The sequence below is a fragment of the Thermoanaerobacter sp. RKWS2 genome (assembly GCF_026240795.1).
Classification (GTDB): Bacteria; Bacillota; Thermoanaerobacteria; order Thermoanaerobacterales; family Thermoanaerobacteraceae; genus Thermoanaerobacter; species Thermoanaerobacter ethanolicus.
This window is the reverse complement of sequence record NZ_CP110888.1, coordinates 581,182-594,664: the sequence shown is the minus strand read 5'-3', so window position 1 is coordinate 594,664 and position 13,483 is coordinate 581,182. Positions and strand designations below refer to the sequence as shown.

At 35.9% G+C, this 13,483-nt stretch carries 10 protein-coding genes and 2 pseudogenes; all 12 read right to left on the bottom strand.

What is annotated here, in order from left to right:
- Nucleotides 1-14: 14 nt before the first annotated feature.
- Entirely contained in the window at nucleotides 15-2,153 is a 2,139-nt protein-coding gene (locus tag OEI98_RS02950) for a Tex family protein (RefSeq protein ID WP_266039511.1), read from the bottom strand.
- A gap of 40 nt (nucleotides 2,154-2,193) precedes the next feature.
- Nucleotides 2,194-3,301 (bottom strand): peptide chain release factor 2 gene (gene prfB / locus OEI98_RS02945; RefSeq protein WP_004400826.1). Its coding sequence is split into 2 segments (ribosomal slippage): nucleotides 2,194-3,231 and nucleotides 3,233-3,301, totalling 1,107 coding nucleotides; the frame shifts between segments, so codons are not numbered across the junction.
- Nucleotides 3,302-3,317: 16 nt separating this feature from the next.
- Nucleotides 3,318-6,007: pseudogene (gene secA, locus OEI98_RS02940) on the bottom strand (preprotein translocase subunit SecA).
- Nucleotides 6,008-6,514: 507 nt separating this feature from the next.
- Nucleotides 6,515-7,015, bottom strand: coding sequence for an ECF transporter S component (locus OEI98_RS02935; RefSeq protein ID WP_266039508.1), 501 nt, complete (start codon nucleotides 7,013-7,015; stop codon nucleotides 6,515-6,517).
- A gap of 109 nt (nucleotides 7,016-7,124) precedes the next feature.
- Entirely contained in the window at nucleotides 7,125-7,637 is a 513-nt protein-coding gene (locus OEI98_RS02930) for a transcription repressor NadR (RefSeq protein ID WP_074665586.1), read from the bottom strand.
- A complete protein-coding gene (locus OEI98_RS02925; protein ID WP_266039505.1) occupies nucleotides 7,603-8,187 on the bottom strand; it encodes a DUF5317 domain-containing protein in 585 nt (194 codons plus the stop codon). Before OEI98_RS02925 ends, OEI98_RS02930 begins: the two co-directional genes overlap by 35 nt.
- On the bottom strand, nucleotides 8,177-9,451 hold the full coding sequence (locus OEI98_RS02920) for an HD-GYP domain-containing protein (RefSeq protein ID WP_266039503.1): 1,275 nt from the start codon (nucleotides 9,449-9,451) through the stop codon (nucleotides 8,177-8,179). Before OEI98_RS02920 ends, OEI98_RS02925 begins: the two co-directional genes overlap by 11 nt.
- A gap of 222 nt (nucleotides 9,452-9,673) precedes the next feature.
- On the bottom strand, nucleotides 9,674-10,315 hold the full coding sequence (locus tag OEI98_RS02915) for a hypothetical protein (RefSeq protein WP_019907397.1): 642 nt from the start codon (nucleotides 10,313-10,315) through the stop codon (nucleotides 9,674-9,676).
- A gap of 129 nt (nucleotides 10,316-10,444) precedes the next feature.
- Nucleotides 10,445-10,990 carry a ribosome hibernation-promoting factor, HPF/YfiA family gene (gene hpf / locus OEI98_RS02910; protein WP_003869300.1) on the bottom strand — a complete coding sequence of 182 codons (546 nt, stop codon included), beginning with the start codon at nucleotides 10,988-10,990 and terminating at the stop codon, nucleotides 10,445-10,447.
- A 104-nt stretch (nucleotides 10,991-11,094) separates the two neighbouring features.
- Nucleotides 11,095-11,816 (bottom strand): annotated as a pseudogene (locus OEI98_RS02905) (amino acid ABC transporter ATP-binding protein).
- On the bottom strand, nucleotides 11,803-12,465 hold the full coding sequence (locus OEI98_RS02900; RefSeq protein WP_266039499.1) for an amino acid ABC transporter permease: 663 nt from the start codon (nucleotides 12,463-12,465) through the stop codon (nucleotides 11,803-11,805). The pseudogene OEI98_RS02905 and the gene OEI98_RS02900 overlap by 14 nt, the downstream one beginning before the upstream one ends.
- A 64-nt stretch (nucleotides 12,466-12,529) precedes the next feature.
- Entirely contained in the window at nucleotides 12,530-13,315 is a 786-nt protein-coding gene (locus tag OEI98_RS02895) for a basic amino acid ABC transporter substrate-binding protein (protein ID WP_003869297.1), read from the bottom strand.
- Between the last annotated feature and the right edge of the window lie 168 nt (nucleotides 13,316-13,483).

The following is a 13,483-nucleotide window of genomic DNA, read 5'->3' as shown; positions in this document are numbered from 1 at the left end:
ATTAAAAAATTTTTTTATTTCATTGAAAGAGAAATTCTATTTCTCTCAATGTCAACACTTAAAACTCTCACTTTTACAATGTCTCCCACTGAAACCACATCAAGAGGATGTTTTATGTAGCTTTGAGACATCTCAGAAATGTGGACAAGCCCATCAGTATGAACCCCTATATCTACAAAGCAGCCAAAATCAGTGACATTTCTAACTGTTCCCATAAGCTCCATGCCTGGTTTTAGCTCATTTATAGTCATTACATCAGACCTCAAAATTGGCTTAGGCAAATCCTCTCTGGGATCTCTTCCAGGTTTTTTAAGCTCTGAAACTATATCATAAAGAGTAGGAAGTCCTATATCGTATTCCTCTGAAATCCTCTCTAATCCGTATTCTTCTAGAGAATTAGCAAAATCTTTTAACTTTTTTCTATCTAATTTTTCTTTTTTATATCCAAATTTTTTCAAAAGTTTTTCTAAAGTTTCGTACCTCTCTGGGTGAACTGCTGTTGAATCAAAAATATTGTCTCCATCTAAAATCCTTAAAAAACCGGCACATTGTGTAAAAGTGGCTTCTCCTAATCTTTTTACATTTTTAAGCTGCTCCCTATTTGTGAATTTCCCTATTTGATTTCTATATTCTACAATATTCTTGGCAATAGCAGCATTTATTCCTGAAACGTATTTTAATAAAGATACTGATGCAGTGTTTAAATCAACTCCTACGCTGTTTACACAATCTTCTACAACACCGTTTAAAGCATCTCCCAGTTTTTTCTGGTCTACATCGTGTTGATACTGTCCTACCCCGATGGACTTTGGATCAATTTTTACAAGCTCTGCCAATGGGTCTTGAAGCCTTCGCGCCAGTGAGATAGCTCCTCTTAAACTTACGTTTATATCAGGAAATTCCTCTGTACCTATTGGAGAAGCAGAATAGACTGATGCCCCTGCTTCATTCACTATCACATATTTTACCTCTCTTGAAAGTTCTTTTATAAGCTCTGCTATAAACATTTCACTCTCTCTTGAAGCAGTTCCATTTCCCAAAGCGATTAAAGTGACATTGTATTTTTCTATTAACTCTTTTAAAACCTTTTTAGAATTTTCAAAATCATTTTGAGGAGGAGTAGGGTAGATTGTTGCAGTGTCCAAAAGTTTTCCCGTTTCATCTACAACAGCAATTTTACATCCTGTCCTATAGGCAGGGTCGAATCCCATGACAACATGTCCTTTTATTGGCGGCTGGAGTAAAAGACTTTTTAGATTTTCTTTAAAAACTATTATTGCCTTTTCTTCTGCTTTTTCCGTAAGAGTATTCCTTATTTCCCTCTCTATTGAAGGAGCAATAAGCCTTTTATAGGAATCTTCAATTGCCTTCTTATAATACTCTGCAAATATTGAAGCTTTATTTACTTTTGATTCTATAAGCCTATTTATTATCCTTTCACTATCTATCTCAATTTTTACAGATATGTATTTTTCCCTTTCTGCCCTATTTATCGCCAGTATTCTATGAGGCGGTATTGTCTTTACAGCTTCTTTATAGTCATAATACATCTCATAGGGAGACCTTTCTTGTTTTAACGCTTGTGTCACTATAATTCCGTTATTCCACGTAAAACTTCTTATGTATTTTCTTATATCAGCGTCATCAGATATATCCTCTGCAATTATATCCATTGCCCCTTGGTATGCTTCTTCAACTGTTGGAACATTTTCATTAAGATAAGGCTTTGCGTATTCCTCTACATCCCCATCTGTTACCTCATTTGAAGAAATAACCTTTGCAAGAGGTTCCAAGCCTTTTTCTTTCGCAATGGTCGCCCTTGTCCTTCTTTTTGGCCTAAAAGGCCTGTATATGTCCTCCACCTCTTGTAAAGTTGTAGCATTTTCTATTTTTGCTTTTATCTCCTCTGTCAGTTTTCCCTGTTCATCAATTAACCTTATAGTATCCTGTTTCTTCTCTTCAAGGTTTCTCAAATATGTAAGTCGGTCATAAAAATTTCTTAAAACCTCATCTGACAAACTTCCTGTTGCTTCTTTCCTGTACCTTGCAATAAAAGGAATTGTATTTCCTTCATCAATAAGCTTTATTGTATTTTCCACTTGAAAGTCTTTAAGATTAAATTCTTTTTTTAACGTTTCTTTTACTCTATCCATAACTTACCCCTTTCTCACATAAATTTAAAGGGATACCTTTTTAAGATATCCCTTGTGATTTTTGCTTTAGATAAGCGTTTATAAATCCATCTATTTCTCCATCCATTACAGCATTGACATTTCCTTCTTCATAATTTGTCCTGTGGTCTTTAACAAGGGTATAAGGCTGGAAGACATACGACCTTATTTGGTTGCCCCATGCCGCCTCTCTGTGCTCTCCTTTTAAGTCTTCGATTTTTTCTTTCTTCTCTTTCATCATGAGGTCCAAAAGTTTAGCTTTAAGCATTTTCATGGCAGTTTCTCTGTTTTGAATCTGAGACCTTTCACTTTGACAGGAAACCACTATGCCTGTTGGAAGGTGAGTAATCCTTACAGCAGACTCCGTCTTATTTACATACTGTCCTCCCGCACCCGAAGCCCTATAAGTGTCAATTTTTAAATCCTCAGGCCTTATTTCCACTTCAATATCATTTTCTAATTCAGGAAGTACTTCCACAAGTGCAAATGAAGTATGCCTTCTACCTGCCGCATCAAAAGGAGATATCCTCACAAGGCGGTGAACACCCGCCTCTGATTTAAGATATCCATAGGCAAAAGGCCCTTTTATCATAAGAGTGACACTTTTTATTCCTGCTTCTTCTCCTTGCAAATAGTCAAGGGTTTCTACTTCAAAACCTTTGTCATTAGCCCATCTTGTATACATGCGAAGTAACATCTCCGCCCAGTCTTGAGCCTCTGTACCACCTGAGCCTGCATGAATAGAAAGTATGGCATTGTTTTTATCATAGGGGCCATTTAATAGGGTTTTTATCTTTAAATCCTCTAACTTTTTCTTGAGCTCTTTGTATTCCTTGTCTACTTCATCAGTTATCGACTCATCCCCTTCTTCTAAACCCAATTCAATAAGTGTACTTAAGTCTTCCCATTTTGACACAAGAGAATTGTACTCTTCTAAAAGTTCTTTTAAGGCTTTTTGTTTTTTAGCTAATTCCTGTGACTTTTTTATATCGCTCCAAAAAGCAGGATCAGACATCTTTTTGTCTATTTCTTCTATTTCTCTTTTGACACTTTCTATGTCAAAGAGAAACCCCCATTTCTTTTACTTCTTCAATCATGTTTGAAACTTCTGCTTTGTAGTCTTGCAACAAACCGCATCTCTCCTTTTTAGTATTTTATATTGGCACCACAACATTTTTTATATTTTTTACCACTGCCACAAGGACATGGGTCATTTCTGCCAACTTTTTTGCCTTTAACAACTGGCTGTTTTTTCTCTTCTGCATCTACATTAGTGGAAATAGGTTTCGCCACCTGTTCTCTTTGAATCATATTGTCTTTAATTTGAATGTGATACAAGAATTTAACAGTATCCTCTTGTATGCTTTGTATCAAGTCTTCAAACATATCAAAAGCTATTTTTTTGTACTCAATAAGAGGGTCCACTTGTCCATAAGCTCTTAAGCCTATGCCTTGACGCAATTGGTCCATTTCGTCTATGTGGTCCATCCACTTAGTATCTACAACTCTTAAAAGAACTATTCTTTCGATTTCCCTCATTTGTTCTGGACCAATTTCTGCCTCTTTTTTCTCATACTGTCTTACTGCCTCTTCATATATTATGTCAGTTAAAACCTCTTTGTCAAGCCTATCTATATCAACATCAATAACCACGCTGTCTTTTTCAAGGAACATGTCGTAAAGATGGTCTAAAAGCCCTTTTATATCCCATTCCTCAGGATACTTACTTCCTGCAGTATATATCTCAACATTTCTCTCTATTATACTTTTTACCATCTCAAGAATAGACTCTTTTAAGTTTTCACCTTCAAGTACCTTTCTCCTTTGGGCATATATTATCTCTCTTTGTTTGTTCATTACATCGTCATACTGCAAAACGTGTTTTCTAGTGTCAAAGTTTATACCCTCTACCTTTTTCTGGGCCTGCTCTATTTGTTTTGTCAAAATCTTATGCTCTATGGGCTGGTCATCATCAATTCCCAGACTGTCCATCATGTTCTTTACTCTTTCTGAGCCAAAAAGTCTCATAAGGTCGTCTTCTAAAGATATATAAAATCTTGATTCTCCTGGGTCACCTTGACGGCCTGCACGTCCTCTCAACTGATTGTCTATTCTCCTAGCTTCGTGCCTTTCAGTACCTATAATGTAAAGCCCACCCAGCTTTACAACCTCATCGTGTTCTTTTTCAGTCTCTTTTTTCGCCTCTTCAAGAAGCTCAAAATATCTCTCGCGGGCTTTTTTAACTTCCTCGCCTGAAACAGGGCCATATCCTGCAGCTTCGTTAATAATTTCTTTTGAGTAGCCCTCCTCATGCATCTTTTTCTTAGCTATAAATTCAGGATTACCTCCTAAAAGGATATCAGTACCACGGCCTGCCATGTTTGTAGCAATTGTAACTGCTCCTTTTCTTCCTGCCTGTGCTATTATCTCTGCTTCTTTTTCATGGTACTTTGCATTTAATACTTGATGAGGTATCCCTCTTTTCTTTAACATGGCGCTTAATTTTTCAGATTTTTCAATAGAAATTGTACCAACTAGAACAGGCTGACCTTTTTTATGATGTTCTACAATGTCCTCAACAACAGCTTTAAACTTGGCTTCTTCTGTTTTGTATATCACATCAGGATGGTCTATTCTTATCATCGGCTTATTAGTCGGTATTACTACAACATCTAATCCATAAATAGCCCTAAATTCTTGCTCTTCTGTTTGAGCTGTACCTGTCATACCAGCTAATTTTTTATACATTCTAAAGTAATTCTGGAATGTTATGGTGGCTAAAGTTTTGCTTTCTCTTTCTACCTTAACCCCTTCCTTTGCCTCAATAGCCTGATGGAGGCCTTCACTGTACCTTCTCCCAAACATAAGCCTTCCTGTAAATTCGTCCACTATGATGACTTGACCATCTTTTACCACATAGTCTATATCTCTTTTCATTATAGCATGGGCCTTTAAGGCTTGGTTAATGTGGTGAGAAATTTCCATATTTTCAATATCAGCAAGGTTTTTAATTCCAAAAAATTTTTCTGCCTTAACTACACCTTTTTCAGTCAAACTTACAGCCTTTGCTTTTTCATCAACTACATAATCTTCATCTTTTCTCAAAGTCCTCACAAATCTGTCGGCTAACTTATACATGTCTGTGGATTTTTCGCCTATGCCAGATATGATAAGAGGAGTCCTCGCTTCGTCTATCAATATACTGTCTACTTCGTCTACTATAGCATAATTAAGTTCTCTTTGCACCATGTCTTCTTTGTATATAACCATGTTGTCTCTTAAGTAATCAAAACCGAATTCGTTGTTGGTTCCATAGGTTATATCAGCAGCATAGGCTTTTTTCTTTCTTCAGGGCCCATATCGTGAAGTATTACTCCAACGCTCAGCCCCAAAAACTCGTATATCTTGCCCATCCAATCGCGGTCTCTTTTTGCCAAGTAATCATTGACAGTTACAATGTGAACTCCTTTGCCCTCTAAAGCATTAAGATATGCAGGTAATGTCGCGACAAGGGTTTTACCTTCACCAGTTTTCATTTCAGCAATGCGTCCTTGGTGAAGAACAATGCCGCCTATCACCTGCACCCTAAAATGTTTCATTTTAAGAGTTCTCCAAGCGGCCTCTCTTACCACCGCAAAAGCCTCGGGAAGTATATCATCAAGAGTTTCACCATTTTTCAATCTATTTTTAAATTCATCTGTTTTCGCCCTAAGCTCTGCATCCGTAAGTCTTGCCATTTGATCTTCATATGACAAAACCTTATCGGCAATTGGTTCCAATCTCTTAACTTCTCTTTCACTGTAGCTGCCAAATATTTTTTCAACTAAGCCTAACATTTTTATCACCTTCTAAGGTATTGTTAATCAACTATATATTATATCACTATGAAATCTCAATGACAATAAAAAACAGTTTTTTTAAAGAATATTTTACACTCTCTTCATACAATTTTCACAAAAAAGAACGTCTCAAAATGAGACGTTTGAGACTGTAGACAAACTCTTTATGATATGTTGGCATTTTGCATAAGTGTAGCGACTTGATAGCCCGGCACTCAACCGAAAATGTTAAAAAAGGAGAATAAGAGAATGGACCAGGCCGTTCAGTTGAGTGCCGGGAAACTTAGCGAGGCTGAGAGGCGAAAGCGGGGCCGAAGCCAAGGAAGGCGGAGGCGGGCAATAAGTCAAGGATGACGAATGTGCCCGGAACCCCGCTTGAGCCCGAGGACGAGCGCTAGTTTAGTCTGCGATATCACCGGAGCAAACGATGCAAAATGCCAACAACGATAATACTTTGTCAACAAGCTAGAACATCTCAAAATGAGACGTTTCCTTTTTAAAAGGTTAATTTTTTATGTCCACAGCTTTAAACTTCAAAATAGGATTTAATACGTAAAATAGTGCCAATGCTATTGCAGAATCTATTGTGTGGTGAATCATTGTCCCTACTCCTACAACCACAAAAGCCTTGTAAAAATCAAATCCAAAAGGCATCACCACAATTGCTTCTAAAACAGCATGTATTGGAAGTGTAACAGCTAACGCCACGGGAAAAGAATATCCTCTTTGTATCATTTTAGCTCCAACATAGCCAAACACTGCGTGAACCGCTGCTCTTGCTGCTATTACAGGTCCCAATTTTATTAAAAATCCTATTGCAGATACAACACCCACAAATACCGCTGTTGCAGGACTTATAAGCATTGCCAGCATTACAGGTACATGGGATGCCAGTGTGGCTGAGAAAGGCGGAATAACTATCCCTAAAACTCCTCCAAAAGCCAAAGGTATAATAAGGGATAGTGCTGCTAAAAGCCCTCCAATAGTAATTTCTCTTGTCTTCACGTTAAAACCCCCATTTTTTACTTTTCACAATTATAGTATACACAGATGTATATACACCTGTCAATAATAAAATAACCACTTTTTAAAAATTTTTAAAGTGGTTAAGTCCTTATTCTATTAAAAAGCCTTTTTCCTTTAAGACCTTTTGTATTCTATCTAGTACCTCTTTATTTTCCCCTTCAACAGTGTGAAGATGCACTCCATCCGTCAGAGAAGACAAAAGGGTCGCTTTTCCTTCTTTTACAAACTCCATGAATTTACTTACATCATACCTTGAAGAAAGCATTAAAAGCCCTTTTATCTCCCCATAGAAGGGATGCTCTACAATTACATCTAACACTTTTCCGCCATTGTCAACTATTAAATTTAACTCCTCCTCTGTCCTGTCATATCCGTGTTTGACAGCAAAAACTCTTTTTACAGTGTTTTCTTTTGCTGTGTCTATTACATATCCTTGAGGAGTGGATAATATTTTAATCCCTTTAGCCCTTAAAATAGCTATATCTTGCACAATAATTTGCCTTGTCACTCCAAACCTTTTAGCAAGGTCAGAGCCGGATATAGGCTCTTTAGCATTCTTTAAAATTTCAACTATTTTGTTCCTTCGCTCTTGTGCCGTCATGATTTTTCACCTTTTTAAGCATAGCATTTGTAACAAGTAAAAATGTGCCTGTCGCCATTATAAAATCTCCTATGCTAAAGGCTTTGGGCAGTGGATAAGGTTTCGGCAACACTAAGACATCTGCTAAAAATTTTAACCGTGTAGAACTTGTCAAAACCTGATGTGTAGCAATTTTATTTGCCTGAAGGTCAGGGATGAGATTATTAAGTCCCGCTGCCTTTAAAGCATCAACAGAGACAGGCATCCTTCCTCCGTTGACAAATATAACGATAAAATTTAAAAGCACTCCAATGCTTATTATTCTAAAATACTTGTTATCTCTATTGTACCACAATCCTATGAAAAGCAAAAGATAAACAAAGAAGTGGATATAAGACCGGTATTCCATAATGACGTGAAACTTATTAGCAAGGTTTAACATACCAAACTCCAAAACAAAAGCAGCTATAAAAAGGCTGGGTTTTTTTATGTCAATATCAGCAATTCCGCTGATTTTTCCTCTTCTTAAAGTTCCGTAAATTAGAGAAGCACTAAGTGAATCAAATATCATGCTTAAACTCCTCCCTATTCTTTTCAAAAGCTTTTTTAAAGGCGTTTATTATTTTAGGGCTAAACTGCGTCCCTTCATGTTCTAAAATTATTTTATAAGCTTCCTCTTGTGAAAAAGCCTTTCGGTAGGGCCTGTCTGAAACTAAAGCATCGAAAACGTCTGCGAGGGAAAGTATCTGGGCTTCCAATGGTATTTCGTCACCTTTTATGCCATCGGGATACCCACTTCCATCGTACCACTCGTGATGGTATTTCACCCATAGAGAGGCCTCCTTTAAAGCCGGAACATCTCTTAAAATTTCATAGCCTTTTTGGGGATGTTCTTTTATTATGCTTAATTCTTCATCAGTTAACTTCCCTGGCTTATTTAAAACCTCTTCTTTTACTCCAATCTTTCCTATGTCATGTAAAAGTGATGCAATCCTCACCATTTCAGTGTGAGACTCACTAAAACCAAATTCTCTACAAAGTAAAGCCGCAATTTTTTCTACATTTTTTGAATGACCCGCTGTATATTTATCCTTTGCATCAAGAGCCTTTACAAGCACATTTATTGTGTCGTAATAAGACTGCTTTGAATCCATGTAAAGCTTAAACATATAGCGTATCATAAAAAGGGGTATGAAGAGTAAAATGAAACTTATATACCCTATTCTTACAAAAGCTTCTGACATAACTATACCTAAAAAGGCAAGAAAAAGAAAGTTTGGAACTGCCCATTTAAAGTCCTTTGTGAGAATGTAGATGAAGGATTTATTCATCAAAAGAGACAATAATATTGCTATAATAGACGTATTTAAAATATAATATACAATTGCTGCCAATATTGCAGATAAAAGGTGTTGAGGATATATGTAATTACCTGGAATACCTCCAGTATATTCATATATTAAACCAGCAATGCCAACACTTAAAGCTAATTGAGAAATATTAAATAATGTTTTATAATAAGGAAAATTAAATATATGTCTTACTCTACCATCCATATATTTTCCAATTTGAAAACCAATACCTATAGCAGCAATCAAAGCACCTTCATATGGGCCAAAAATAAGTACAGCCATTAAATCAACTGCAAATGCAACAGATACTGTAATTTCTTTTGTTACATATATTGGCATTGATTCAGCTAAAATAGCAAATAACCCAAATAAAATTATATCTATAATTCTATTTATAGGTGTGTTTAGTATAGAATAAATAATAAAAGACAAACCCAATACTGTTATTGTAGAAATATATATTTTTACTCTTTTGTTAAGCATAATAAACCTCCTATTTTTACTTTAAAAAATACACCTCAAACCGCTTAACCCCATGCATAATTTGCACCTCCTGCTAATGCAAGTGCCATTAAAGCCAGCAATATCTTTATAAGTGTCGCTTTATTCATCCTGAAACCCTCCTTTGCTGTGATAACTCTTCTGCCCTTAGGCTTCAGGTAACGCTACGCTAAGCAACTTTTAAGCGGTTTGGGTGTTAAAAAACTAACGGGACGTAATTGACATTACACGCCTGTTGACGGCGTCTAATGTGGCTTTTACCACAGCTTCCCCTTCATCTTTTTTTATAAGACAAGACCCGGTAAGGAGTTCTTCTTGGTTATTTGTCACATGAGTAACCCCTACAACTATTATCCTGCTTTTCGCTATATTAAATATATCGACATCTTCCAATAAAAATAAATGGTTTTTGGGAATCAACTTAGAAATAGAGTCTAAAGTAGCATTGGCAATTATTTTATATTTATTACTTGCAGTATTAGGTCCTTCAGCATATCCTTCAAAAACCTCATCGCCTCTTGTGAGGATAACTCTTGCTTCACTGGTAAGTCCATTATTTATAAATGAATAGCTTGAAAAAACAACCCTCTGTTCTCCTTGGAGATTTTCTCCAGTATCAATTTGCGCTACACTGACAATCTTGTGATTTATATCAATTCCAAACTGCGCCATTATGACAGATTGCACATCTCTTGCAATCTGCTTTGCATTCCTTGTACTGTCAGCCAACACGTGAATTTCTGTTATTTCACCATTCTCTACAACTACCCTACTGGATAGTACTCCTTGAATTTTATTTATATACCCTTCCATCGAATTTACTGTATCTTTTGTTATTTCACCCATTATCTTCACACCCTATTAAAATTTGTCCACACTAAAAATATATTCTATACAAAATTTAAAATTCCTTCTTTTTAGACAAAAAAATTGGGGATAGAGCCTATCCCCAATTTTTTTGCTTCTTATGTAGTTTTATTCTATTGGCTCTATTAAGCCATATTTCCCATCTTTTCTTTTGTATACGACATTTATAGTGTCAGTGTCGGCATTTGTAAATACAAAGAAGTTATGTCCCAAAAGGTTCATCTGAAGAATTGCTTCCTCAGGTGACATAGGCTTTATGGGGAACCTCTTTGTCTTAACTATTTCAAAGGAACCCTCTTCCTCTTCTCCCTTAGCTTCTTCATAAACAGGTGGAATTTCAAACCTTATTGACTCATTAGCACCAAATCTATTTTTAAGCTTTGCCTTGTGTTTAAGTATTTGTTTTTCTATTTTGTCTACAACCCTATCAATTGACACATACATGTCATCGCTGACTTCTTCAGCTCTAAATATAATACCCTTAAAAGGTATTGTAATTTCCGCAATGTGATTGTTTTTCTGTACACTTAAAACAGTCCTCACTTCAGTATCTTCTGGAAAGTATTTGCTTAACTTGCTCACATTTTTTATAACCGCATCCCTTAGTCCATCCGTAACTGTCATGCCATTTTTACCGCTTACTGTGATATTCATAGTATCAAACCCCTCTCATTATCCTTCTATTTAATATAATTCTACATAAAAAACAATATTCCTGCAATATGTGGAAACAAAAAACACTCCTTTTCGGAGTGCTTTTATAAAATCTTACTTATAAATTCTTTTGTCCTTTCATTTTTTGTATTGTAGAAAATATCTTCTGGCGTCCCTTCTTCAATTATCATTCCATCGTCCATAAAAATGACTCTATCTCCTACTTCCCTCGCAAACCCCATCTCATGAGTGACAACTACCATAGTCATCCCTTCATTAGCCAATCCTTTCATTACATTTAAAACCTCTTTTACCATTTCAGGGTCAAGGGCTGATGTGGGCTCGTCAAAAAGCATGACATCTGGCTGCATAGCTAATGCCCTTGCAATTGCAAGTCGTTGCTTTTGACCGCCTGATAGCTTAATAGGATACTCGTCTTTTTTTCAACAAGCCCCACTTTTTCCAGTAAGCCCAAAGCTATATTCTCAGCGGCTTTTTTGTCCATCTTTTTCACTTTAATAGGAGCTAAAGTTACATTCTCTAAAGCCGTTAAGTGTGGAAACAAATTAAAATGCTGAAAAACCATCCCTACTTTTTGCCTTATCTTATTGATGTTTACTTTTTTGTCGTTTATTTTGATCCCTTCAATATAGATTTCTCCTTTAGTAGGCACTTCCAAAAGGTTTATACACCTTAAAAGGGTACTTTTCCCTGAACCGCTTGGTCCTATTATTACAACAACTTCTCCTTTATTTACATTTAAACTTACGCCTTTTAACACTTCTAAATTGCCAAAAGTTTTATGCACATCTTTAACGAGTATCACCAGCCCTCAACCTCCTTTCAAAGATTCCAAGGAGTCTTGAAAAGATAAATGTCATTACAAAATATATGGCTGCAATTATGATGTAAGGTTCGAAATATTTATAAGTAATGCTTTGTATAATATCTGCTTGCCTTGTAAGGTCAGCAAAGCCTATTACTGATACAATAGCTGATTCTTTGAGCATCACGATAAATTCATTTCCCAAAGCAGGTAAAATATTTTTTATTGCCTGGGGAATTATCACATACCTCATCGCCATAGCATGAGTCATGCCAAGGGAACGAGCTGCTTCGTTTTGCCCAGGGTCTACAGCTTGTATGCCTGCCCTTATAATCTCTGCAACATAAGCAGCGCTATTTATGGCAAGAGCAGAAACTCCTGCTGTAAAAGCTGGTATATCTATTCCAAATTGCATAAGACCGTTATATATCAATAAAAGTTGTACCAAAAGAGGAGTACCTCTTATAATTTCAACATAACTGGCTCCTATAAAGCTTATAGGTTTTATAGAAGACATTTTAATAAGAGCAACAATCAGGCCTAATATAACTCCTATAGTCACTGCTAAAAAGGTGAGTTTTAAAGTCATGAGAAGGCCGCTTACAAATAAATGACTGTATTTTAGCATGCTCAAAAGATTTACACTCATAAAAATCTTCCTTTCAGCAAAATTTTAGTGGAGAACTGTTTTTAAAATTCTCCACCAAATTTCATCATTGCTTAAACCATTTATCTATAAGTTTGTCATATTCGCCACTTGCTTTTAACTCTTTTATCACATCGTTTATTATATTCACTAATTCTTTATTTCCTTTAGCTACTGCAACAGCAGAACCATTTTCTACCGTGTTGATTTCTTTCATGTTAAGTATCTTCATGTCCTTGTATTCTTTGAGATATGCATTTGCTACAGTATTTTCCAATACTATCGCATCACATCTGCCATTCTTTAAATCCATAAAAGCGTCTCCAACACGATTCAGCTGCTTCAATTTTACATCCGGTATCTTTTTAGCAGCTTCTTCAGAGGTGGTGCCTATTTGCACTGCAACAGTTTTGCCTTTTAAGTCATCAAATTTGGAAATAGGACTGTCATTACGCACTACTACCACTTGTTTACTATCATAATAAAGGTCTGAAAAATCAACACTTTTAGCCCTCTCCGGTGTTGGAGTCATTCCAGCAATCGCCATATCTATGCGCCCAGCTTGAAGAGCTGGAATCAACCCTTTAAAGTCCATATCTTTTATCTCCAGCTTAACCCCTAATTTTTTCGCTATGGCATTTGCTATATCAACGTCAAACCCCACTATTGTATCTTTGTTTCCTTCTACTTTATGGAACTCATAAGGTGGAAAATCTGCACTTGTACCCATTACGATAACGCCTTTTTCCTTAATTTTGTCCAAAGTATTAGCTGGTTTGTTGCCACAAGCGGATAAAATTAAACCCAAAATAATTGTCATTGTTAAGAAAACAAATAATGTTTTTTTATTCATTTTTCTTCTCCTCTCCTCTTTATAAAAATTTTGTAAATTCATAAAAAATGTCAATTATAAATAACTGCTACAAATAGATTTTCTGACCTTTTGCTTTCATAATTATAATATCATATGAATAAAATTTCAATATTTTTTTCTTTAAAGAGGACAGGAAATTTTTTTAGA